We start from the raw sequence: 24213 nt of genomic DNA on the forward strand, positions 1-24213 counted from the left end.
TGAGTTTGCGGCCCGCTATGGCCCAGGAACTCCTGCCGCTGTGGCCCAGGAAGCAGATGCCCAACTCCAAGGGCCTGAAGCTGGAAGACAAGATTGAGAACGAGCGAATTGTGCAGGTGGGCACGCCGGGTATGTCTGCTTTCTTCACTTCAAAAGAAGAAAACAAGGGCTGCGCCGTGCTCATTTGCCCGCCGGGCGGCTACCAGAAATTGACGTACTTGGTGGGCGGCACCCAGCTGGCCAAGTGGTTCAATACCCTTGGCATCACGGCGTTCGTGCTCAACTACCGCCTGCCCAACTCGCCCGACCTGAAGGAGCGCAGCATCGGCCCCGAGCAGGACGCCCAGCGCGCCATGCGCCTGATTCGGGCCAACGCTGCGAAATGGCACCTCGACCCCAGCCGCATCGGCATCATGGGCGCCTCAGCGGGTGGGCACCTGGCCGCCACGCTCGGCACGCACCCGGAAGACGTCTCGGCCATCGGCGACTCACTGGATAAGCAGCCTTTCGCGCCCAATTTCATGGTGCTGGTTTCGCCAGTTATCACCTTAGGGCAGTACGCGCACGTGGGCAGCCGCACCGCGCTGCTGGGCGAGAACGCGCCGCCGGATTTGGTGGCCAAATTCTCGAACGAGCTGCACGTGACAGCCGCCACGCCGCCCACTTTCCTGGCCCACGCCTACAACGACCCCACGGTTAATCAACGCAACAGTCTGCTGTTCTACCAGGCGCTGGTGGAGCACAACGTGCCCGGCTCGCTGCACATTTTTCCGCAGGGCGCTCATTCCATTGCCGTGCGCAACAACCCCGGCTCAGCCAACCAGTGGACCACGCTGTGCGAGGCGTGGCTACTGGAAATGGGCTTTCTAACCGCAAAAAAGTAGCTCGACTGGTATGCCTTTGCGGTGCCTTGCTTCTTCGACCTCACGCCCCTCCCCCATTGCGAACGACCGGAAGTTTTTTTCTTCTCCCACTCTATGAACAAGCCGCTAATAGCTTTATCGCTAGCCCTGCTGGCCGGATGCGTCACCAGTCAACCCACCCAGCCAACTGCCAGCGCCCTGCCTACCGAAACCCCGGTCACCGCCGCTGAAGTCCCGGCCAACCTGCCCTTTCGCAACCCGGATTTGCCTTTTGATGAGCGGGTGAATGACTTGGTGGGCCGGCTGACACTGCCGGAAAAAGTCTCGCAGATGCTGAATAATTCGCCGGCCATCGACCGGCTGGGCATTCCGGCTTACAACTGGTGGAACGAGGCCCTGCACGGCGTGGCCCGCACTACCCTGAAAACAACCGTCTTTCCGCAGGCCATTGGCATGGCCGCCACGTTTGACCAGGAGGCGATGCTGCAAATGGCCACCATGACGGCCGACGAGGCGCGGGCCATCCACCAGGAATACGAGCGGCGCGGCGAGCGGGGCCGCTACACGGGCCTCACGTTCTGGACGCCCAACATCAACATTTTCCGCGACCCGCGCTGGGGACGCGGCCAGGAAACCTACGGCGAAGACCCCTACCTGACCGGCCAGTTGGGCATGGCCCTGGTGAAAGGCTTTCAGGGCGACGACCCGAAGTATTACAAAATCACGGCCTGCGCCAAGCACTTCGCCGTGCACAGCGGCCCCGAGCCCCAGCGCCACGTCTTCAACGCCCAAATCAGCGACTACGACCTCTGGGATACGTACTTGCCCGCCTTCCGCGACCTCATTGTGGACGCCAAAGTGGCCAGCGTGATGTGCGCCTACAACGCCTACGCCGGCCAGCCCTGCTGCGGTAGCGACAAGCTGATGAACGAGATTCTGTATAAGAAATGGCAGTTCACGGGCTACGTCACCTCCGACTGCGGCGGCATCCTCGACTTCTACCGCACCCACAAAACCGACCCCGACGCGCCCGCCGCTGCCGCCACCGGTGTGCTGCACGGCACCGACCTGGAATGTGCCAACGGCAAGCTATTCACCTACAATTCCTTGCAGGAAGCCATCAAGCGCGGGCTGCTGACCGAGCATCAGGTGGACGTATCGGTGAAGCGGCTTTTCAAAATCCGCTTTCAGCTGGGCATGTTCGACCCGGCGGAGCGCGTGAAGTACGCCCAAACCCCCATGAGCGTGGTGGAAAGCGCCCCGCACCAGGCCCACGCCCTCAAGATGGCGCAGGAATCCATCGTGCTGCTCAAGAACGAGAACAACACCCTGCCGCTGCGCCGGAACCTGAAGAAAATTGCCGTATTCGGCCCCAATGCCGACAACGAAACCGTGCAGCTGGGCAACTACAACGGCTTCCCCACCACCAACGTGACGCCGCTGGCAGGCATCCGGGCCAAGGTGGGCCCGAACACCGAGGTGACTTATACGCAAGGCGTTGACTACGCCAGCGACATCATTTACGAAACCTTCGATGTCAACAAGCACCTGGCCTACGACGGTAAGCCGGGCTTTAAAGCCGAGTATTTCAAGGGCACCCGGCTGGAAGGGCCGCCCGTGGCCAGCTTGCAGGAGGCGCGCCTGAACCGCAACCTGAGCGACCCCGACCAGGAAATTGCGCCGGGCCTGCGGGCGGAGAATGTCTCGGCCCGCTACCTCACCACGTTCACGCCCGACAAAACCGAGGAGCTGGCTTTCCAGCTCGCCGGCGACGACGGCTACCGCTTATTCATCGACGACCAGCTGGTGGTGGATAAGTGGGCAACGCAAAACGCCTCCACCAGCCAGTACGTCGCCAAAGTACAGGCCGGCAAAAAGCTGACTATCAAGCTGGAATATTTCCAGAACAGCGGCCGGGCCACGCTGAAATTCGGCGCAGCCCACGTGCTTCCCCTCGATAAGCAGCGCGTGCTGGCTCAGGCCAAAGCGGCCGACGTGGTGGTGTTCGTGGGCGGCATTTCGCCGCGCCTCGAAGGCGAGGAAATGAAAGTGGACATCGAAGGCTTTGGCGGCGGCGACCGCACCACCATTGCCCTGCCGAAGGCGCAAACCGAGCTGCTGAAGCTGCTGCACGCCACGGGCAAGCCGGTGGTGTTTGTGATGATGACGGGCAGCGCCATCGGCTGCACCTGGGAGGCGGCCCACCTGCCGGCCATTGTGAACACCTGGTACGGCGGGCAGGCCACGGGCACAGCCCTGGCCGATGTGCTGTTTGGCGATTACAACCCCTCGGGCCGCCTGCCGGTGACGTTTTACAAGTCGGAAAAGCAGCTGCCCGCGTTCGATAACTACGACATGGCCGGGCGCACCTACCGCTATTTCAAGGACACCCCGCTCTACCCCTTCGGCTACGGCCTGAGCTATACCGCCTTCAACTACAGCAACCTGAAAGTGGCCGCCACGGCCGCAACCGGCCAGCCCGTAACAGTGAGCGTGGAGGTGCAGAACCGCGGCCGCCGCGCCGGCGATGAGGTGGTGCAGCTCTACGTGCGCCACCCCGATGCCGGGGGCCGGGTGGCGCTGCACGCGCTGGAAGGCTTCCGGCGCGTCGCCCTGCAGGCCGGCGAGAAGAAAACCGTGCAGTTCACCCTCACGCCCCGCCAGCTCTCGCGGCTCAATGTGCAGGCCCAGCGGGCGGAGCTGCCCGGGAGGGTCCAGCTTTTCGCCGGTGGAGGCCAGCCGCTCAGCCAGTCGCTGGCCGATGGCCGGGTACTCAAGGCGGAGGTGACGCTGACGGGCAGCAGCGTGGCTATTGACTAAGCGCAATTTCAGACCTTTGGAAATCACCTTGTTTAACTTTCAGCCCATGACTAATTACGTGCTAAAGAGTGCCGTGGCGCTGGGCCTGTTGCTGCTTACGGCGTTTGCGCAGCCGCCCCGGAAAATCACCGTCTACCTCATCGGTGATTCCACCATGTCGATAAAGGAAACCAAAGCCTACCCGGAAACCGGCTGGGGCATGCCCTTCGTTTACTTTTTTGATGAAACGGTGACCGTGGACAACCGCGCCCAGAACGGCCGCAGTACCAAGAGCTTCGTGGCCGAAAACCGCTGGCAGCCCGTGGCCAGCGCCCTGCGGGAAGGCGACTACGTCTTCATCCAATTCGGGCATAATGACGAGGTGCCCACCAAAAAAAGCTACACGCCGGAAGCCGACTACAAGAATTACCTCATCCGCTTCATCACCGAAACCCGCGCCAAAAAGGCCTCGCCCGTGCTCATCACGCCCGTGGCCCGGCGCAAGTTTGACGCTGCCGGCAAGGTGGAGGGAACCCACAACGTATACTCCGAAATCGTGCGCGCCACTGCCCGCGAGCAGCAAGTCCCGCTCATCGACCTCGACCGCGAAAGCCAGGCCCTGCTCCAGCAATACGGCGTGGAGAATTCCAAGCTGCTCTTCAACCAGGTGGCGCCCGGCGAGCACCCCAACTACCCCGACGGCAAGGAAGACAACACGCACTTCAACGAGCTGGGCGCCCGCAAAATGGCCGAAATCGTGCTGGCTGACATCCGTGCCCTCAAGCTGGAGCTGGCCACCCGCATTGTGCAGCGCACCGCCGCCAAAACCGTGGACCCGCAGGCGCGGTAGCCGGCCGGCTATAAATGCCCATACGTCCCCTATCCCGTTCCTAATTCATTCTACTGATGCGTTTTCGAAACCTTGTAGTAGCCGTTAGCCTGTTGCTGACCACCCCGCGCCTGCATGCTCAGGTAGCACCGCCGACCCCGGCCAAGGCTCCGGCCAAAGTCGAAACCTTCCTGGTGCCCGTGCGCCTGACGGTGGCGCCCGATGGCAGCGGTGACTACCGCACCATCCAGGAAGCGGTGATGGCCGTGCGCGACTTCATGCAGGTACCGGCCACCATTTTCATCAAAAACGGCACCTACCACGAGAAGCTGCTGGTGCCCTCGCAGAAAACCAACATCACCCTGCTGGGCGAAAGCAAGGAGGGCGTGGTCATCACCTACGGCGACTACTCCGGCGATGCCGAGAAGCACAGCACCTACACCTCGGCCACGGTGCGCGTGCAGGGCAACGACTTCACGGCCGAAAACATCACCTTCGAGAATTCGGCCGGGCGCGTGGGGCAGGCGGTGGCCCTGCACGTGGAGGGTGACCGCGCCACCTTCCGTCACTGCCGCCTGCTGGGCAACCAGGACACCCTGTTTCTGGCCATCGAAAACAGCCGGCAATACTACCAGGACTGCTACATCGAGGGCACCACCGACTTCATCTTCGGGTCCAGCACGGCCGTGTTTGACGGCTGCACCATTTTCAGCAAAACCAATTCCTACATCACGGCTGCTTCTACCTGGCCCCGGCAGGCATTTGGGTTGGTATTTCTGAACTGCAAGCTCACCGGCGCGCCCGAGGCCACCCAGGTTTACCTCGGCCGGCCCTGGCGGCCCAATGCCCGCACGGTATTTCTCAACACCGAGATGGGCGCGCACATCCGCCCCGAAGGCTGGGAAAACTGGGGCAAAGCAAGCAACGAAGCCACGGCTTACTACGCCGAATTTGCCAGCACCGGCCCCGGCGCGGCCGCCAAGGGCCGCGTGGCGTGGAGCCGACAGCTCACCCCCAAAGAGGCCAAGCGCTACACCCTCCAGAACATCTTCGCGGGCACCGAGCCCTGGATGCCGAAGTAAAACCAATGCCGCCATCGACGTCCACGAATCAACAGCTTATTCTCCTGCTTATGAAAACACGCTTCTATTTGCCAGTGGCGCTCCTCGCGGCCGCGCTGCTGGGCTCGTCCGGCCCGGCCCGGGCACAGGCCACCGAGGCCTATTCCTGGGCGCAACTGCCCACGGCCCAAGTGCCCGCGTTCAAGGCCGACACCTTCAACATTGCCACCTACGGGGCCAAACCCGACGGCATCACGCTCAATACGCGCAGCATCAACGAAGCCATTGCCGATTGCAGCCGCAAGGGCGGCGGCGTGGTGCTGGTGCCCCAGGGCCTGTGGCTGACGGGGCCGGTGGAGCTGAAAAGCAACGTGAACCTGCACCTGGTGCGGGCGGCCGTGCTGCAGTTCACCACCGATTTCGACCAGTACCCGCTGGTGCTGGGCAGCTACGAAGGCCGGGCGTCTTACCGCAACCAATCGCCGCTTTCCGGCACGGGCCTGACCAACGTGGCCATCACCGGAAGCGGCATTGTGGACGGCAACGGCGACGCCTGGCGCATGGTGGGCCGCGACCGGCTGACCGAGCGCGAATGGAAAAACAAGGTGGCTTCGGGCGGCCTAGTAAGCGAGGACGGCAACAAGTGGTACCCTTCGGAAAAAACGCGGCGGGGCTCCACCACGCCCAATGCCGGCGACGCGGTGCCAGGCAAAACCGCGCGGGACTACGAGTCCATCAAGGACTTTCTGCGGCCCAACCTGCTGGTGCTGACCAGCTGCAAAAAGGTGCTGCTGGATGGCGTGACGTTTCAGAACTCGCCGGCCTGGTGCCTGCACCCCTTGCTGTGCGAGGACCTGACCGTGCGCAACGTGCAGGCGCGCAACCCCGACTACGCCCAGAACGGCGACGGCCTCGACCTGGAATCGTGCCGCAACGTGCTGGTGGAAGGCTGCACCTTCGATGTGGGCGACGACGGCATCTGCATCAAATCGGGCCGGGACGAGGAAGGCCGCAAGCGCGGCATGCCCACCGAAAACGCCGTCATCCGCCGCAACGTGGTGTACCGGGCGCACGGCGGCTTCGTCATCGGCTCGGAGATGTCGGGCGGGGCGCGCAACCTGTTTGTGGAAGACTGCACGTTTATGGGCACCGACATCGGCCTGCGCTTCAAGACGGCCCGGGGCCGTGGCGGCGTGGTAGAGAATATTTTCGTGCGCAACATCGCCATGAAGGACATCGTGCACGACGCCATTCTGTTCGACATGTACTACTTCACGAAGGCGCCGGCCAAGCTCGCCGACGGCCAGGCGGCCCCCGAAACCATTCCGGCCGTGACGGAAGCCACGCCGCGGTTCCGCAATTTCACCATCAGCAACATCGTTTGCAATGGGGCCGAGCGCGGCCTCTTCCTGCGCGGCCTGCCCGAAATGAGCGTGCAGCAAATCAGCCTTGACAACCTCGTGCTGAAAGCCAGCAAGGGAGTGGAGCTGATTGAAGCGCAGGATATTCGCATCAGCAACCTGCGACTGGAAACCCAGGCCGCCGCGCCGGTAGTGTACGTGGAAAACAGCCGCAACGTCAGCTTCGACGGCTTGCAGGTGACGGCCCCCACCACTCAGCCCCTGTTCAGCCTGAGCGGCAGCCGCACCGAAAAAATTACGGCCGCCCGCGCCGAGGCGGGCAAAGGGCGCACAGCTGTTGAAGCCAAAGCCGGCGCCAGCGCCAAAGCCGTCAAAGTAAAAAGCTGAGCCGCATTTTCTGTTTTTCTAGTTGGATATGTTCTTTCAAAAACCCTTTTTCCGGCTGGTTGGGTCGGCCCTATTAGGCGGTGTGCTGCTGGAGGGTCCGGCCCAGGCCCAGCAGTTGCCGGCGGCCCGCGATACCTCCTTCACGGTGCGCAGCGCCTTTGTCAAAGAGAAGAAGCGTCACCCCGACATCAGCATTGCCCAGCCGGCCCTGCCCCCAACGGTGCAGGCCGCTTACAACCTGACCTATTGCACCTTGGGCCAGCGCGCTTTGCAGTTGGATATTTTCTATCCCAAGGCCAAGCGCAAGAAAGGATACCCGGCGGTGCTGTTCATTCACGGCGGTGGCTGGCGCTCCGGCCACCGGTCGAACCATGTGGCCATGGCCCAGCAGCTCGCGGCCCGGGGCTACGTGACCGTCACGGCCGAATACCGCCTCTCCACCGAGGCGCAGTACCCAGCGGCTGTGCACGACCTGAAAGCCGCCATCCGCTGGCTGCGCGCCAACGCCCGGCAGTACCCCATCGATACGACCCGGATTGCCGTGTGGGGCTTCTCGGCCGGCGGGCAACTGGCGGCCCTGGTGGGCACCACCAATGAGGATAAGCAGTTGGAAGGCAGTGCCTGCAACACCAGTCACTCCAGCAGCGTGCAGGCCATCGTGGACGTGGATGGCACCCTGTCGTTCACGCACCCCGAGTCGGGCGAGAGTGCTAATAATCAGCCTTCGCCGGCCTCAGCTTGGTTTGGAGGGCTGAAAACGGAAAAGCCGGCGCTGTGGGAGCAGGCCGGGGCCCTGAGCCACGTCACGCCCCGAACCCCACCCATCATATTCATCAACAGCGCCGTCGACCGGATGCATGCGGGCCGTGAGGATATGATTAAGCAGCTGGATGCCCACCACATCTATCACGAAACCCACGCCTTCCCTGACTCGCCCCACACGTTTCCGTTGTTCAACCCTTGGTTCGAGCCCACGCTCCAGTACACGGCCGACTTTCTGGATAAGGTATTTAAAGCCAAATAATTACTTGACACTTATTCGTTCCTGTCATACTCCTCCTCCGGCGACCGGGCATTGGTTCTAAGTTCTCCCGCCATATTTCGCCGCCACTTTTTACGCCGGCTTCTTTGAGGAGCTCACGCCAGGGCCAGACCCAGTGTGCTGAAAATATTGAAGTACGTGGGGTGCTCGAAGCCCAGGCTGTAGGCGATTTCAGCCGTGCTTTTTTCTGTATAAGAAGATGAGCAAAAGCGCGTATGCGGCCGCCGAGTCTTTTGATGCGGCGATGCTAGGCCCGACCTTCAGACCGAGTCCAGCCGCTTTGGATTCGCCCACAAAGGTCCGGCGACTCCCCTTGGCAGGGAAATGCTAATCAAACGAATGAATATAAAATTCAAACAACCCCTGGACAGGCTTGCTGGCCGGCCCGATGACTGCTTCGGCGACCGCAGCGCCCGCTATTCATTCACTACCGCGGCCCCCTGGGAGGGTTTAAACACCGGTGGCGAGGTGCGCAGGTGCTGCAAAATGATGCCCCAGAGCAGATGATAGGGAATTATCTCAACTTCCGCAAAAGCCTCCCCGGGCGGTGGGGTATTCGCCAGCTGGTGCAGGAGCGGCACGGCGCGCTCCGCACACCGGGTGGGGTCAAACTGCTCATCGGCGAGGAGCTGAAGCAAGCGCAGAAACAGGCGGGTTCGTTGATTGGTCGCTTCCCGCAGGTGGCGCAGCCGGTATTTGCGTAGCGACTCCACCCGGAGCACCACGGCTTCGGCATCCTGTTCCTGCAAAAAATAAAGCACCTGACCAATCAGGATGGCGACGTTGAGCCCGCATTTGTCGCGGCTGTATTCGGGCATCATCAAGGCGAGCTTGCCCAGTTCCCGGCGGCGGGCCGGGCTGGGCTTGGCGGGAGGCCACACAAAGTCCAGGTACGCGCCGAACAATTCCCAGCGCTGCTGCGCCCGCTTGTTCTGACGTTCAAACACCGGGTTCAGATGGGCCCGTTGCACTACCCGCCGGGCCAGGTCAAACTGCCCGGCGTGCATGGCCAGCAAGAGGCGGTGCTCCTCAAAGTACATCCAGTTCACCGCCGTCGGATGAAAATGCTTTTCGGCTTCCTGGGCCACCTCCAGCCCCATTTCCGGTTGCTGGGTCAGCAGGTAGGCATACATTCGCATGAACAGGTTAAAGCGGACATCAAACCGGTGCGCGTTGAACTGCCCGCTTGCCAGCTGGCGCTCCGCTTCCAGGGTAAGTTCGATGATGCCCTGGTAGTCACCGGATTGCTCCAAGTACACTATTTGCATCCGGTAGTAGAGGTCGGCCGTGCCGGGGGTCTGGGCCTGCAGGTGCAGCTGCCGCACCTGTTCGAGCTGGGGCTTTAGCACGGCGAGCATGGTGGCGAGCTTCGTTACCGGGCCGGTGCGTGCCAGCCGCACGTCGGCGTATATCGCCTCGGCTTGCTCCTCCAGGCGCCGGAGTTGCTGCAAGCGCTCCAGGTCCTTCACCACGGCCCGGAACTTCTTCACCTGCTGCATTTCGGCATAAACGGTGCGCAGCTGCTGCGCGGCCTCAATCGCATAGGCCGTAAAGCCATCCTGCGTGGCCTTGGCCAGGCAGCTGGCACACACCCGGGCCGATAAGGCAGAAGCCCCTTCCTGATAGAGAATCAGGCCCTTGTGCAGCAGGTCGAGGCATTCGAGCTGATACCGCCGGGAAACCGAAAACCGGGGGTCTGAATGGTCGAGGAAGTAGAGGTGGTTGAGCAGCTTGCCAAAAACGCGGGCGTGCAGCTGGCGAAAAGCCGCATCATTTTTCGCCGACGGCTGCTCGTAGAGTGAGCGCACCAACTGGTTGCGGGTGGGCTCTTTCCCTTCGGCCAGGGCCGATACCAACCGGTTTTCTTTGACTTTATCCCCAGCCTCGAAATCGAGTAACGGCGCTTGCCCCTGCCGGCGATTGATGATGATGCGAACCAGATTGCGGGAATCCTTCATTGGGTAACGTAGCCGATAGAAAAAGGAGCCGGGAATTGTGTTCTCCCGCCCAATCATTGAATGAACGATTATTATATACGAGCCTAAACAATGAAATTAAAGCACAACAGTTGTAAGTTCTGCTTTATCCTACCTTTACCGGGCAAGCGGAAATCACCCCGTTGCCTGGAATTACCTGGCTTGCGGTAGGCAACGGGATTTCCATCGTTCTGGTACTCTCAATCTGTCCGCATGGCTTACACGCCTCGTCTCCTGTTACTCGCTTCATTGGCCGTACCGGCCGGAATCACGAGTAGCTGTTCTTCGCCCTCGAAGCCCCAAGCCGTCGACGCCCCGGTTCGCATTCGCTGGGCCCGGGACCCAGAATCATTAGACCCGTTTACGCAGCCCAATCAGAACGCCGTTGAGGCGCAGGGCTTGCTGACCGGCGGCCTGTTGGCCGTCAACCCCGAAACCAAAAAGTATGAGCCCTTTTTGGCCGAGGCCTTGCCCACGGTGAGCTACAGCGGCGACTCGCTGACCCTGCTTTCCTATCGCCTGAAACCCGCGGCCATGTGGGACTCGGGCAAGCCCATCACGGCTGCCGACGTCGCGTTCACCCTCAAGCTTCTTTTTTGCAAGGGCGTGCCCAACGAAGGGTTTCAGCTACAGGAAGCCTTCATTCGGGATATAAAATCGGACCCGGGCGACGCGCGCCGATTCACGCTCGTCTGCCAAGGCAAGGCCCCGGATTACGTGCAGGCCTCGGGCGACTTTCCCGTGGTCCAGGAAGCCAGCCTCGACCCGCAAGGCCGCCTGAGAAAGTATGCACTAGCCGAATTTCAGGGCCGGGGCAGTGCCAGCCGACGGGCCGAGCTGGCCCAGGTACAGCAGCTAATGGCCGCGCGGTACACGGCCGCCAGCCCGGCGCAGCACCCGCAGGCGCTGGGCGGGTGCGGACCCTATGCGCTCAAGGAATGGAACCGGGACCGGCAAGTAGTCTTCACGCGCAAGAAGAATTGGTGGGGCGACAAAGCCGGCAACTCCATTTTGTTTCAAGCCAAGGCCTCCCGGCTTGAGTACATCATCATCCCAGACGAATCTTCGGCCTCGCTGGCCTTGCGTGGTGGGCAGCTCGACGTATTTCCCAACGTGCCGGCCCGGATATTCGAGCGGCTGAAAAACTCATCCGATGCGCAGCAGAAACTAGCCTTTTATACCTCCCCAACCTACGAAGTGATGACGGCGGGCTTCAACACTAGCCGGCCAGCCTTACACGACGCAGCCACGCGGCAGGCCCTGAGCCGGCTCTTCGACGCCGAGCAGCTGCGCCAAGCCAGCCAGTTGGGCAAAGGCTTACGCACGGTAGGCCTCATCAGCCCACAGGAAAAAGGCAAGTACAACGACAGCCTGAACCTGATACCCTACAGCCCCAGCGCGGCTGCCGAGCTGCTGATGAAAGCCGGGTGGCACCGCGGGCCGGCCGGGTGGCGTCGGCAGTTGGAAAAAGGCCCCGCGCAGCAGCTCAGCCTACAGCTGCGCTACCGGGGCAGTGATACCAATTATGAGCTCGTGGCCCTGCAATTTGCCAGCGCGGCGAAAAGCATGGGCATACCGGTTACCCTGGCCCCCACCGAGTCGGGCGTGTTGCGCGGCCTACTGCAAACCGGCGACTTCGACATGTACGTTCAAAGCATCAAAGGCAACCCCTTTCTATTCAACTTTTTGCCCATCCTCGGCACCCCGGGTATTGGCGAAAGCAACCTGACCCGTTTTGCCTCGCCGGCCGCCGACCAGCTGATGCAGCAGGTGGCCGCCGCCGAATCGTCGGCCGAACGCGATGTGCTGCTGCGCCGGTTTCAGGTCCTGATGCAGCAGCAGATGCCGCTGGTGCCGCTGTACTTCGTCGCCAACCGCGTTATTGCCAGCAAGGACGTAGCAGGAGTAAACGTCATGAGCCTAAAGCCAGGCTACCTGGCCTCGACTATGTACCACGTGGCCCCGGCCAAGTAGCGGTTTACTTAGTCAAACAGTGCGAAGGCCCGGTTACTGCGCAGTAACCGGGCCTTCGCACTGTTTGCTAACTGCCAGCCACTTCGCAGGCAGCCTTGCTTGAGGAACTCGGCATTTGTCTAAGGAATACTGGCAATCAATATTTTATGAGCAAGAATATCGGGGCATTTTATTTAGCTCCTTTTCGAATCCCTGCTAGGTTTCTCTTTCAGTTAGAGTAGGCAAAAGGTATTTGATATGTCACAGAATACTATGTACAGTGTAAAACAGACAGCACCTCGTAAATAATAACTTCCTAATAATCAACGTAATCATTTAAATTATAGTTATTTATTAAGATTTTTATCAAAATATTAATAATAACGCTACGCCGAATATATTCCTTTTGCATACTTCACTGGCGGGGTAACTTTGCAACGAAAAGTAGCTCCTATTAATATCCGCTGGCTGTTTGCCAAATAGTTATCTAAATCCACACATACCAGTCAGGTGCTCAGCATTTTACCGTATAGCAAAATCACCCTTTCCACTTTTCAGCCTATTGAGCTGTATTGTCAATAAGGACCCCTTCCTGTCCAGTCAGGCCCTTCCAGTTTGACTAACAATGCGGCTCGTACTTAAAAAAAGGCCCAACGCATGCGTTGGGCCTTTTTTTAAGAAATCATCGTATGTAGGCAGTGCCACATACCCACACGAAAAAGGCCGTTGCATTGCTGCAACGGCCTTCTAAGTAGCGGGTTTGGCCTAGAGGTGTCTACCCCACCTGGTCAGCCAAAACCACGCGGCACGAGAAGGTCCTTCCTTTCCACATTTCCAGCCCGTGCGGGTTACTTATGGGTCAAAGGTAGCAAAGCAACAAACAGCACCACCAGCTACTTTATGCAGAAGGGTGCCTTTACTCGCCTAATAGCTATCAATAATCGACGAATGCTGGTTGCGCAGGGCAGATATGCCAACCCGTATGCCCCAACCGGAAGCACTTAGAACGTTATAAAAGGCTGTCCTCAATAGCTGCCTGAATTATCGCGGCTCTGAGTTCCATAGTAGTTATTTCAATAGTTCCTACTCGATTTTTATCCCCGCTCCCACCACTATAAATAGGCACCATTTGGTGGCATACACTTCAAATCTGAGGAATCCCAAAGCTTTCCCGGGCCTTGCATTTGCCCCGGACCGCGACCATTGAAAATTCGGCAGAAAGATTTTTATTATGGTTCTTTGAAAACTATCTAATCCTTTCCCCTACCACTTCATGCCTACTTTGCCCAGCCATGCCCGCAATTTAAAGAAAGTGTACGTTTTCGACGGCCGTGAAAACTGCATCAGTGAATACGAAACCGTTACTGCCTGCGCAGACGCACTGAACGTCACCCGGCAGGCCATAACGATGGCTGTCTCCCGGGCCAGCATTCTCGACAAGAAATACTACGTTTCCTACAAAAAAAACTTCACTCGACAGCAAAAGCAGAAGGATTTTAACCCCTTGCGCCCTCCAGTGAGCGCCCCGCAGGCGGTGGCGAGTAAACCGGCCGGCCCTGCTCCCAGCAAGCGGGCAGCAGCTAAGAAAACGGCAATAATCTCGCCGGCTAAAGCAAAGGCTGCGGCCAAGCGAGCCACCGACATGGTGCTGCGTTCCCGCTCAATTTTGCATGGCTTCGACGAATGGGGGTTCGGCCCGTTCGCTTCGTTCCACTAATAGCACTGGGCCATTGCTTGCATTGCAAGTCTCGAACCAGTACCTGCCACGGCATATTAGAGAGCCGCTCTATTACCGCACAGCGGTAAGTGGACTGGTCGATATCATATACACGCCAGTTGGGGACCGATGAAGGCCATCACCGGCGCATCGAGCATACCCATGGGAAAAGCCTGGGTGGTGCTGAACGTGGGTAGTTCGGGCAATTTTTCACGGCTAACGTGCATTGTGTAGCCCTTGCCCAGGTCCGGCTCGACAGACTTGGCATCTTGGAGCCACGGCACTAGTGCATAAGATTCAGGCATTGGGCACGGTGCAAAATCTGTCGCTCAGCCGGTCGTTGCCCAAGATATGGGCACAGTGGGTGCTGTTCTGCGGGTTGCGGTTCGCACTGCGCAGCCCAAGGGCAGTAACTTTTTAATTAGCAATGATGTCGTTGCCCCAGCCGCCGCTGCCTACCGTTGTATCGTTGCAGGTTACATCGTTGCCCCAGCCGCCGCTACCTACCGTTCCATCGACCTCCGTTTGGGGGGCAGACGAGTCATTAACGTTCGGCTTGTCCGTGGGAGCATAACCAAATACGGTAGCAATCTGAAACAGAGCGATGGCGAAGAAGTCAAGCATGTTAGAGGGGTGTAAGTCTTTGTGTATGAATTAAGAACACAACAAAATTATAACACCCCCCAAGGCTAAAAAAGGACACTCTTAGCGCAAATCAGACAATGAATAATACAAGTAATTCTTTAATGTAATTAAGAATCTATGATTCTTAACCTCAAATGCCGTAAGCCAGCTGATATTTTATTTTTGTATTTCTACAAAATTTTGTCTGTTTGCGACATATTAGCCAATAATTGGCTGTATAATCACGATACAAAGGTGAACGGCATTCATAAGTGAAAAAAGGAAACACTTCCCGTTTTTAAGACATGGGTTTTTACAGATTGCTAAGTCTATAAATACTGATTCCAGCCTTACAGGGCTGTTTTTACATGAATGACATTTCCAATCTTGCGCGAATTGTGACATCGCGAGCACTGCCATCGGTGCCGGTACTTGACCTGCATGCCGAACATAAAACCAAGGAAAATCAATTAGTGCACGCCCTCCTTGATGCGCCAGGCATAACGCAGAACCAATTAGTTAAGGCTTTGTACGGAAAGGGCACGGCTCCCAACGTTCGGGCGTTGCAGAAGCTCCAGTCGCGGGTACGTAGCAAATTGCTTAACCACCTCTACTTCCTCGACCATTCCGACTCACGCCATCTGGTTTCGCGTCGGTACCAGAACGAATGCCTCGACTTGCTGCATAAAATCAGCATTCTCTTCGCCGAGGGCGAATACGTGCTGACCGAGCAGTTGCTCAAGCGCTGCCTGAGCCTTGCGCAAAAAGGGGAATTCACGCAATACGTGGTGCAATGCGCCCGTATGCTGAGCACGCTCTACGCGCAAATGCGCAAGGCCCATTTGTTTGAGAAAACGGATAAGCTGCTCCAGCAGGCCCAGTTCACCCAGTCCTTAGAAGACGAGGCCGAGCGGCTGCATGCCCGAACGCAACTGGCGCTGGCCAGCACCGTGAGCAGCCGGCGGGCCGTGCTGCCCCTACTACCGGCGCACCTGGAGAAACTGGAAGCGCTGCACCGGCGGGCCAAAACCTTCAACACCTATAACTACCTCTACCGGCTGCGTTTGGCCATTCATGAGCTGCAGGGAAACTACCCAGAGATTATTCGCCTGACCGCGCTGGCCACCAAACAGCTGCGCGAGGGCAAGCTCAATGAGCGTCGGTTTGATAAGCGCTACAACCATTTCATGACCGTCTTTGCGCACTTGCGCAGCCGCCAGCCTATCAAAGGCCTAAAATTGGCCCAGTTGGCGATGCCGGACTTCCACCCTTCCTCCAGTAACTGGCTATTTTTTCAGGAAAACCATGTGCTCTTAGCGCTACACGCCCAAAATTACGATTACGCGCAACAGCTGTTTACAACGGTGATGAAAAACCCGGCCTTCTCTAAGCAGCGGCCGGCCGCTTTGGAACGCTGGGATTTATACAAGGCTTATAGCGACTTCGTGCATCCTGCACAGCGGATGGGGCCTGCTCGCCGGATGCAAATGGCCCGGTGGGCGCTCATGCTGCCCGAGTTCAGCCGCGATAAGAGTGGGCTGAACGTTGCCATCCTGGTCCTGCAAATGCTGGTTTATATGCGTGAGCGCAATTTCGAGGAAATCATGGTGCGCCTGGAGCGCCTGCGCAAGTACCAGCAGCGGCACATGGTGGGCAGCGGCATGATGCGCAGCAAACTGTTCCTGCGCCTGCTGCGCATCATGGTGGACAAGGGATTCCATGCAAAACAGGCGGCAGAAGGCGGAAAGGCTATTTTGCAGCAGTTGCAAAACACGAACCCTCCCGGTGAGGCTTATGCCGAAATTGAAATCATTCCGTACGAGCACCTTTGGGCGCTTATCCTGGAGATGCTACGCGAACAAATTCCAGTGCCCGTGGCCTTAGGCGCGCAGGGCTACCAGCAGTCCGTTTCTTCGTAGAGCGGATAGCATTGCCCATCGGCTTTAAAAAGGCTCTTCTCTTGAGCCCCAGGGTAGGTGGAAAATCGCTGGCCTCTGGGTTATGCGGCGACACGAATTTAAAGATGCTGATTGGGCGCGACTAGCGCCTTTGTTACCGGACAAAGCTGGCGACGCAGGCGGTCGGCGGCCGACAGCCGCTTATTTGTGAACGCCGTGCTTTGGATTGCGCGCAGCGGTGCGCCGGCGCGGTATTTGCCCGAGCAACTTGGACCGTGGAATTCGGTGTACCGCCGCTTCCGCCGCTGGGCCCAGAAAGGCTTCTGACAAGACGTGTTCGAGGCCATGCAGGAGCCAGACCTGGATTGGGAGATGCTCGATTCGACCAGCGTGCGGGCCCACCGGCATACGGCCGGGCAGCAAAGCAGCGCCCCGGCTGAAGGACTTGGCCGCTCGCGCGGCAGCTTCACCAGTAAGCTCCACGTCATTGTAGATGCACTGGGCAACCCGTTGCGCGTAGTTTCGCCACTGGCCACGCGCTACGATAAAACGGCCAACAGCTTCTTGGGAATGGTGCGTTTCGTCGCCGCCTTGTTATGGCTTCGTTAATTATCCGTGCAACCTAGCGTTGATGTGAACCACGCCTTTTGCTAGGCTGACAGTTCTCCTGAATCCTCATTGGCCATTGACGTAAAAGGGAACATTGCCAGTGGCAACGTTACCATGACCATCCGAAGCGTACACAAACAGTCGGTAAGCGCCCTTCTGCGCTGGCGCTTGCATCCGGACCTGGCCTTGTAAATCAGCAGTTAACAACCCTTGCAGCGGCGTGGGGCGACTTTCACGGTCGCCGCCACTGTGCAGGTCGGTGGCTTCGGGCAGTAGTTCCCAGCGGTAGGTAAGCGGGTCTTTGTCCGGGTCGGTGACCTCGGCTACAGCGGGATAGGGCTGGCTGGCTTTCACATACACCGTATCGCGGGCTTGCTTGCCGTTCAGACGCAGGCTGGCCAGGTGCGGGGCACGGTTCTGGGGCCACTTGCCGCTCCACAGGTACTGCATCACGTCGACTACTTCTGACTCCTGCCCGTCTTCGGTAAAAAGGCCGTACCACGTGGGCGTCCGCTCCTGTTTCTGGCCCCAGAGGAAGACGTAACTGCCCAGGCACTGGGTCTTATCCTGTTGCACCGAAGCCTCATAGCGACTCTTGTACACGGCGGCTTTTTGGCTGCTGGTTTCTTCCACAGCCGCTTTCCAAGGCAGCTGCTGGCTTTCCCAATGGCCGGTGGGGCCCCATTCGGTCACCAAGTAGGGACCAGTCCAGCCGGCCTCGCGAATCTGCTTGGGGATGGCGCTCAACCCGGCGTAGGTGTTCACCGAAAGGATATCGACGGCCGGGCACTGGGTTTTGATGTGGGCTACCTCGCGCGGGTTGAGGCCGGCCAGCACGGTGCTGGTGGGGTGGTTGGAGTCCACTTCGTGAATCATCTTGGCGATGTCGTTCACCGCGTCCCACACCTTGGGGTTCTTGTATTCCAGGTTCAGCTCATTGCCAATGCCCCAGAGCAGCACGGCGGGGTCATCCTTGTACTTGAGCACCTCGGCCTTTATTTTTTGCAGCTGTGCGGCTACGGCCTGCGGGTCGTCGTAGTTGAAGCCGTGGCGCTCGCGGGCCACGTCCAGGCCCATCATCACGGTTAGGTTATTGGCGTGGGCGGCCGTCAGCACCCGAGGGGCGTCGCCGGTACCCCAGGTGCGGATGGAGTTGCCCCCATACGCTGCAATGCGCTCGGGAAACTTGCTGCCCCCGGCGCCGCGCACGAAGTAGGGCTTGCCGGCGCGCAGCAGCTGGTAGCGGCCATTGGCTTGGCGCACTTCTACTTTCACGGCCCCGGAGGCAGCCGGGCGGGTGGCAACCAGGGGGAATACGGCCAGGGCAATCAGGGGCAAAAGCCCGGCAAGAGTGGTGATTTTTCTCATGAGTTCAATCAAGAAGTATAGCCAAGAGAAGACCGGAATCAGTAGAGCCGTTTGACTTGGATGCCATTCAGCACGGCTTCGCCTACGGTTGCTTTGAAGTCGAGGCGAATGCCCTGGCCGCCGCGGGCCTGTACCGGGAATTTAAAGCTGGTGGCTTGAAGCGGCAGCAGCTCAGTAGCCGTGCCCAAGCCGGTGAGGATGGCCTGCCCATTAAGCTGCACGTCGAACGAGCGGCCGGTCTGGCTGATGGGGGCAGCCGTGCCCGTGGTGGGCTTTTCGAGGTTGTAGATGAGCTGCTCGGCGGTGGGCACGCTTTCGAGCTCGGCAAAGTGCAGCGTCACCTCGTATTGCCCGTCGGGCACGTCGAGGCGGAACTGCGAGAGGCCCACCCGCTGGGTTTCGTAGATGGCGTCGTACTCGGTGCCCAGAATGTTGCGGCCCGAGCCGTAGGGCAGGCTGCCGGGCGTGGTCAGCACGCGGCCGCCCACGTAGCCCCAGCCACCGGGCCGGTATTCCTGCTCGGGCACCCACACCTGGTTCAGCGGGGCATCGGTGAAGGTGCGCTGGTCGCCCAGGCTCACGTTGAGTTCGCGGAAGCGCAGTTTTTCGGAGGTCAGATTGGTCGGCAGCAGCTGGAAGGTGATGGTGGCCTCGTCGGCGGCCTGGCCGTTGGCCTCGGCCGTGAGCTTGTTCTCGCCATCCGCAAAGGGCACCCGAAAGCGGGCGATGCCGAACTCGGCGGGGCGGCTGCCCAGGTCGCGGCCGTTCAGGCGCAGGCGCACGCTGGGCTGGTTGGTGTACACCTCCACGGGCTGCGGGCAAAACAGCGAATCGGCCCCGGCGGCGGTGCCGCTGCGCAAGGTCCAGCTGCGGGAGCCAATTTTTACGAAAGGCGTTTTCAGTAGGTGAGCCTGGTAGAACAGGTAGGTGTCTTTGGGCTGGCGGTCGGTGGTGAGCAGGCTTTTGGTGTTGACGTGCGGGTTGGCTTCCTGCCGGCCTTCGGAGTTGAAATCGGCCAGGTTCCAGGCGTTGGTGCCCACCACATAGGGGCGGGCCAGGAATTCCTTGAGGTAGTATTGGTGGTAGAGGTTGGCGTATTCCTGCGTTTTGTCGAAGCGCCGGGGCTCGAAGGAATGCAGGCGGGGGTCAGCGTCGGCACCGTACTCGGTCACGAGCAGCGGCACGGTGGGCAGCTCCTCGTGGTGGCGGTCAAGGATTTTGTTAAGGTCTTCGAACCGGGTGTTGTTGCCGTACCAGCCGGCGTATACGTTCCAGCCCACCAGCTGCGAGATGGTGGTGAGGCCGGCGCGGTGGTAGAGGTCAAACACGCCGTTGTTCACAATCATGGTGTAGCGGCTGGGGTCCTCGCGCCGGGTCAGGTCGTCGAGCTGCTTGGCCAGGTCAGCCACGCGTCCGAAATAAGCCTGGCGCGCGGCCTCGTCCTTGCGGGTGCTTTCCGGCATCCGCAGCAGGATTTCGTTCATGTAGTTCCAGATGATGAGGCAGGGGTGGTTAAAGTTCTGCCGAATCATCTCCGTTTGCATGTTTTTGCAGGTCTGGAAGAAGGCCGGGGAGTCGGTTATCTCGTTCACGATGGGAATTTCCATCGAGGCCAGAATGCCCAGCCGGTCGCAGGCCGCGAGCACGGCGGGGTCCTGCGGGTAGTGCGAGATGCGCAGGAAATTGCCGCCCATCTGCTTCAGCAGCTGCATGTCGCGCTCGTGCAGGGCGTCGGGCAGGGCATTGCCCAGGTCCTGAAAATCCTGGTGGCGGTTGGTGCCGATGAGCTTGAGCGGCTGGCCGTTCAGGAAGAACCCATTGGCGGCATCGAAACGAAACCAGCGCAAGCCCAGCGGGCTGCTCACCTCGTCGAGCGTTTTCTTGCCGTCCTCAATCGACGACACCACTTGGTACAGGTACGGGTCGTCGGGCGACCACAAATGCGGCTGGCTCAACTTGCCGAAGGCCAGCCGAAAGGGCTGCTTCTGCCCGGCCGCGAGCTTTACCCGGGTGCGCTGCTGGGTCACGGTCCGGCCCTGGCGGTCAAGTAGTCGCGAAAGCACGGTCACGATGCGGGCAGTGCCGGCATCGTTCGCTACCGTCCCGTTCACCACCACTTCCGCGGCCTGGGCCGACACGGCTGGCGTAGTGATGAAGGTGCCGGAGGAGGCGTTGTTATCCAGGTCAAAATGTACCGGGTTGGCCGCCAGCAGGTACACGTCGCGGTAGATGCCGCCATAAAATGTGAAGTCGGCCGAGAGGGGTGGAATGGCGGGGTTGTGGCTGTTGTCCACCTTCACCAGCACTTCGTTGGCTATCGGCTTGTCGGCGTTGAATTTGAGCAGCTTGCTAATTGGAAAGCGAAACGCCGTGTAGCCCCCCGCGTGCCGTCCGGCCAGCTGCCCGTTCACGTACACTTCGGTTTCCTGGTTGGCGCCCTCAAAATCCAGGTACACGCTCTGGTTTTTCCACGCGGCGGGGGCAAACACGGTTTTGCGGTACCAGCCCACCCCGCGGTAGTAGCCGGGCTGGTCGTCCAGCACATCGGTAGTGTTCCAGGTGTGGGGGAGGGAGACCTTCTCCCAGCCGGTGGCCGGGGCAGGGGTTTTGGTGTAGTCCTGACCGTCGGCTTTGCGGAACTGCCAGTTGGTGTTGACGGACTCAACTACGCGCGTTTGAGACGCGGCGGGCACGGCCCACAACAGCCCAGCCACCAAGGCGAGCCGACGGCCGATGCGGCCGGAAAATAAGAATTGCATGGGGATGAGGTTAGGTGCCGTGAGGCAGCTGGAGCCTGATGATTTGCGCCGCAGGGGCTGGTCGTCAGGTTGCTAGGGCCGAAGCCGGTTTGCTTGCCGGTGTAGGCTACCGGCTAGACGCTGGCAAGTTTAGGCAACTAATCGGTAAAACCTGAGAATCGGGTCTGAATTCTTTACGCAAACGTTTTCGGGCGTGCTCCCCGCCCCAACACGCAGGCAATTGCAATAGTACAGTCATTATTCAAAAATTAACATCCTGTTTTACAACCGACTATCATGTTGCTTAGATAAAACCTTGGCTTCTAATGAGTACAAAAGCGCCCCGCGAATATGGTACGAGCAAACGGCCATTGTTCCCATGCGCCGGCACCGAAACCCCGCGCTACCCGGCTACTGAATCAGCATCTGCTTCCAGTGCAATTAAAGGCTGCAAAGCCCTCTTATTGCTTTTCCATCTTTCCACCGCCGTCGGCTCAGGTAGGCTCTGAAGCCGGCAGCTAACCCCCCACATCCTTTATGATAACTGCTACCCCGGCGCACCGGAATTCCCCAAGGAAAGGCGGCATTTTCTATCTCGCACTGGCGTTGCTGCTGGCAACCGCCAGCGGCGCCCAGGCCCAAACCCCGGTCAAGAGCCCCAAGCGCGGCATGGCCTACGGCTACAACTCGGCTGCCGATTTGCAGGTGCTGGCCCCTGGCCTGAGCTGGTGGTACAACTGGTCGTCTATCCCCGACGCCGGCGCAGCCAGCGTGTACCAGGGCCTGAACGTGGACTACGCGCCCATGCAATGGAATGGCAGCCTGAACAATACCACCGTGACAACGGCCGCGCTGGCCAGCCGCATTCCGGCCGGGGCCCAGGCGCTACTGGGCTTCAACGAGCCCAATTTTACCAGTCAGGCCAACATGACGCCGAGCCAGGCGGCGGCCCTCTGGCCAGTGCTCGAAGCCGTGGCCCAGCAGAAAAACCTGATGCTCATCTCGCCCGCGTTGAATTACTGCGGCAGCTGCGTGGTGGAAAACGGCGTGACCATGAACTCGCCCGTGAAGTGGCTCGATGCCTTTTTCGCGGCCTACCCCACGGCCCGCGTCGACGCCATTGCCGTGCACACCTACGTGTGCCAGGAAAAATACCTGCGCGACAAAATCAACGAGTTGCGCAAGTACAACAAGCCCATCTGGCTCACCGAGTTTGCCTGCGGCGACTTCACGCCCAGCTCCGGCATCACGCTGGCCCTGCAGCAGAAGTACATGCTCGACGCGGTGAACTACCTGGAAAAAGACCCGGTCATTGGCCGCTACGCCTGGTTTTCGGGCCGCAACGGCCAGATTCCCAACATTAACCTGCTGGCTCCCGCTTCCGGCCAACTCACGGCCCTCGGCCAGGAATACGTGACCTTGCCCGTGGGCTGGGAGCCGGGCAAGCTGGTGCCCGTGTCGGCCAGTGCCACTTCGCAGGAAAGCGCCACGCTGAGCGCGGCCAACGCCGTCGACACGGACATCAACACCCGCTGGAGCAGCGCCTTTGCCGACCCGCAGGCCATTACGCTGGACTACGGCACGAGCCGGACCATCTCGCGGGTGCTGCTCACCTGGCAGAATTCTTACGCTGTGGACTACACCGTGGAAGCGTCGAACGACGGGCTGACCTGGACCAACCTGATGACGGTGGTGAACAGCGACGGCGGCGTGGACGACCTCACCGGCCTCAACGGGCATGGCCGTTACCTGCGCATCACCGGCACGCGGCGCGCCACCACGTTCGGCTACTCGCTCTGGGAAATTGAAGCCTTTGGGCCTTCTGCCGCGCTGGCAACCACCGCGGCCAAGCCCCAGGACGCACCTACTCTTTTCCCCAACCCGGCCACCAACCAAGCCACCGTGAGCTGGCAGGCGACAGCTTCCGGCCCTGGCCGCTGGTACCTCACCAATGCCCTGGGCCAGGTGGTACGCCACGAAACCCTGACCGAAAAACCGGGCCCGAATACCCTTTCCCTCGACCTAAGCCCGTACCCGGCCGGCAGCTACGTGCTGACACTGGAAGGCACCAGCCGGGCGCAACAGCACGTGCGCCTGCTCAAAACCAATTGAGGACCCTACGGCAAACAAGCGAAGCGGCGCCCGCCAACGGGTCGCCGCTTCGCTTGTTTGCTACCAGCCGCTAATTCAACGGTTTCTTTATCAATTGGCTATGAACTTGCGCGGCCCAGACTATAAGAACCTGCACTTTTAGGCACCGTTATTCATCCAATATTACCGGGTAGCCAAATACATTTATCAACTTTTTCCTTCACCCGGCCAGCCGGGTTCCCTTTCACTTTAGGCCTTGCAACTAATGCCCTCGTCGGATGCCACGCTTTGGAATCGGTTTCTGGCGGGAGAAGAGCAGGCCTTTGAGGCCATGTTTCAGGGGCATTACCGGGAGCTGTACGGCTACGGCCTGCGGCTGACCAGCGACGAGGACCTGACCAAGGACTGCATCCAGAACCTGTTTCAGCGGCTGTGGCAGCGGCGGCAGCACCTGAGCACAGTGGAGGAGATAAAGCCCTACCTCTTCAAATCGATGCGGCACGAGGTGGCGGCCGAAATCAAGGCCCAGCAGCGCCGCAGCCTGCTGGAAAGCACCTACCCGGTAGAGTTCGAAATCCAGTATTCGCCCGAGGACTTTCTGATTGCCCAACAGCTCACCGCCGAGCAGCACACGCAGCTGCTGGCCGCGCTGGGCCGGCTCAGCAACCGCCAGCGCGAAGCCATTTACCTGAAGTTTTTCGACGGGTTCGACTACGAGCGGATTTCGGAGATTATGGGGCTCAACCAGCAGTCCATCCGCAACCTGGTGTACCAGGGCATCAAGCTGCTGCGCCAAAGCCTTACGCTGCCGCTGTTGCTGCTCCTGCTGTCGGGGCAACTGGCCGCAGCTTTTAAAGGGCTGCTAAAAATAAACCTTTGATAAACAATGGTTTTCGA

General features: G+C 59.7%; 18 protein-coding genes. 13 read left to right on the forward strand and 5 right to left on the reverse strand.

From position 1 onward, the window contains the following. Positions 1-17: 17 nt before the first annotated feature. The 6 genes from ACYU7Q_RS13010 to ACYU7Q_RS13035 all read left to right on the forward strand — a co-directional run bounded on the left by ACYU7Q_RS13010 (position 18) and on the right by ACYU7Q_RS13035 (position 8324). Positions 18-884, forward strand: a complete 867-nt coding sequence (locus tag ACYU7Q_RS13010) for an alpha/beta hydrolase (protein ID WP_460609859.1) — start codon at positions 18-20, stop codon at positions 882-884. A 93-nt stretch (positions 885-977) separates the two neighbouring features. Further along, entirely contained in the window at positions 978-3683 is a 2706-nt protein-coding gene (locus tag ACYU7Q_RS13015) for a glycoside hydrolase family 3 protein (protein WP_460609860.1), read from the forward strand. A gap of 46 nt (positions 3684-3729) precedes the next feature. Continuing rightward, the gene (locus ACYU7Q_RS13020; protein ID WP_460609861.1) at positions 3730-4512 is read left to right on the forward strand and encodes a rhamnogalacturonan acetylesterase; all 783 of its coding nucleotides are present in this window, start codon (positions 3730-3732) and stop codon (positions 4510-4512) included. Positions 4513-4568: 56 nt separating this feature from the next. Then, entirely contained in the window at positions 4569-5573 is a 1005-nt protein-coding gene (locus ACYU7Q_RS13025; protein WP_460609862.1) for a pectinesterase, read from the forward strand. 50 nt (positions 5574-5623) lie between these two features. After that, positions 5624-7300: a glycoside hydrolase family 28 protein gene (locus ACYU7Q_RS13030; protein ID WP_460609863.1), complete on the forward strand. Its 1677-nt coding sequence runs from the start codon at positions 5624-5626 to the stop codon at positions 7298-7300. Positions 7301-7328: 28 nt separating this feature from the next. Continuing rightward, positions 7329-8324 (forward strand): alpha/beta hydrolase fold domain-containing protein, encoded by a 996-nt coding sequence (locus ACYU7Q_RS13035; protein WP_460609864.1) that lies wholly within the window; start codon positions 7329-7331, stop codon positions 8322-8324. 434 nt (positions 8325-8758) lie between these two features. On the opposite strand, the gene ACYU7Q_RS13040 is transcribed toward ACYU7Q_RS13035, so the two are convergent. Continuing rightward, positions 8759-10300, reverse strand: coding sequence for a hypothetical protein (locus ACYU7Q_RS13040; RefSeq protein ID WP_460609865.1), 1542 nt, complete (start codon positions 10298-10300; stop codon positions 8759-8761). Between the two features lie 231 nt (positions 10301-10531). Between ACYU7Q_RS13040 and ACYU7Q_RS13045 the strand changes: the two genes are divergently transcribed. Both ACYU7Q_RS13045 and ACYU7Q_RS13050 read left to right on the forward strand, forming a co-directional pair. Then, positions 10532-12292, forward strand: a complete 1761-nt coding sequence (locus tag ACYU7Q_RS13045; RefSeq protein WP_460609866.1) for an ABC transporter substrate-binding protein — start codon at positions 10532-10534, stop codon at positions 12290-12292. A 1252-nt stretch (positions 12293-13544) separates the two neighbouring features. Continuing rightward, positions 13545-13988: a hypothetical protein gene (locus ACYU7Q_RS13050; protein ID WP_460609867.1), complete on the forward strand. Its 444-nt coding sequence runs from the start codon at positions 13545-13547 to the stop codon at positions 13986-13988. Positions 13989-14092: 104 nt separating this feature from the next. Here the strand turns inward: ACYU7Q_RS13050 and ACYU7Q_RS13055 are convergent, their stop codons facing one another. After that, positions 14093-14293 carry a hypothetical protein gene (locus ACYU7Q_RS13055; protein ID WP_460609868.1) on the reverse strand — a complete coding sequence of 67 codons (201 nt, stop codon included), beginning with the start codon at positions 14291-14293 and terminating at the stop codon, positions 14093-14095. A gap of 112 nt (positions 14294-14405) precedes the next feature. Beyond that, positions 14406-14612: a hypothetical protein gene (locus tag ACYU7Q_RS13060; RefSeq protein WP_460609869.1), complete on the reverse strand. Its 207-nt coding sequence runs from the start codon at positions 14610-14612 to the stop codon at positions 14406-14408. 368 nt (positions 14613-14980) lie between these two features. Here ACYU7Q_RS13060 and ACYU7Q_RS13065 point away from each other — a divergent pair, with 368 nt between their 5' ends. The 3 genes from ACYU7Q_RS13065 (at position 14981) to ACYU7Q_RS13075 (ending at position 17119) form a co-directional block, all read left to right on the forward strand. Then, positions 14981-16531: a hypothetical protein gene (locus tag ACYU7Q_RS13065; protein ID WP_460609870.1), complete on the forward strand. Its 1551-nt coding sequence runs from the start codon at positions 14981-14983 to the stop codon at positions 16529-16531. A 111-nt stretch (positions 16532-16642) separates the two neighbouring features. Continuing rightward, a complete protein-coding gene (locus ACYU7Q_RS13070) occupies positions 16643-16837 on the forward strand; it encodes a transposase (protein ID WP_460609871.1) in 195 nt (64 codons plus the stop codon). An 18-nt stretch (positions 16838-16855) separates the two neighbouring features. Then, the gene (locus ACYU7Q_RS13075; protein ID WP_460609872.1) at positions 16856-17119 is read left to right on the forward strand and encodes a hypothetical protein; all 264 of its coding nucleotides are present in this window, start codon (positions 16856-16858) and stop codon (positions 17117-17119) included. A gap of 66 nt (positions 17120-17185) precedes the next feature. Here the strand turns inward: ACYU7Q_RS13075 and ACYU7Q_RS13080 are convergent, their stop codons facing one another. Both ACYU7Q_RS13080 and ACYU7Q_RS13085 read right to left on the reverse strand, forming a co-directional pair. Beyond that, positions 17186-18487: a glycoside hydrolase family 2 TIM barrel-domain containing protein gene (locus ACYU7Q_RS13080; protein ID WP_460609873.1), complete on the reverse strand. Its 1302-nt coding sequence runs from the start codon at positions 18485-18487 to the stop codon at positions 17186-17188. Positions 18488-18525: 38 nt separating this feature from the next. After that, positions 18526-21246, reverse strand: a complete 2721-nt coding sequence (locus tag ACYU7Q_RS13085; RefSeq protein ID WP_460609874.1) for a glycoside hydrolase family 2 TIM barrel-domain containing protein — start codon at positions 21244-21246, stop codon at positions 18526-18528. A 516-nt stretch (positions 21247-21762) separates the two neighbouring features. On the opposite strand from ACYU7Q_RS13085, the gene ACYU7Q_RS13090 reads away from it, so the two are divergent. Together ACYU7Q_RS13090 and ACYU7Q_RS13095 are read left to right on the forward strand one after the other, a co-directional pair. Further along, complete coding sequence (locus tag ACYU7Q_RS13090) at positions 21763-23337, forward strand: glycosyl hydrolase (protein ID WP_460609875.1); 1575 nt, start codon at positions 21763-21765, stop codon at positions 23335-23337. A 244-nt stretch (positions 23338-23581) separates the two neighbouring features. After that, on the forward strand, positions 23582-24196 hold the full coding sequence (locus tag ACYU7Q_RS13095; protein ID WP_460609892.1) for an RNA polymerase sigma factor: 615 nt from the start codon (positions 23582-23584) through the stop codon (positions 24194-24196). Positions 24197-24213 lie beyond the last annotated feature (17 nt).

The sequence above is a fragment of the Hymenobacter terrigena genome, from assembly GCF_054776515.1.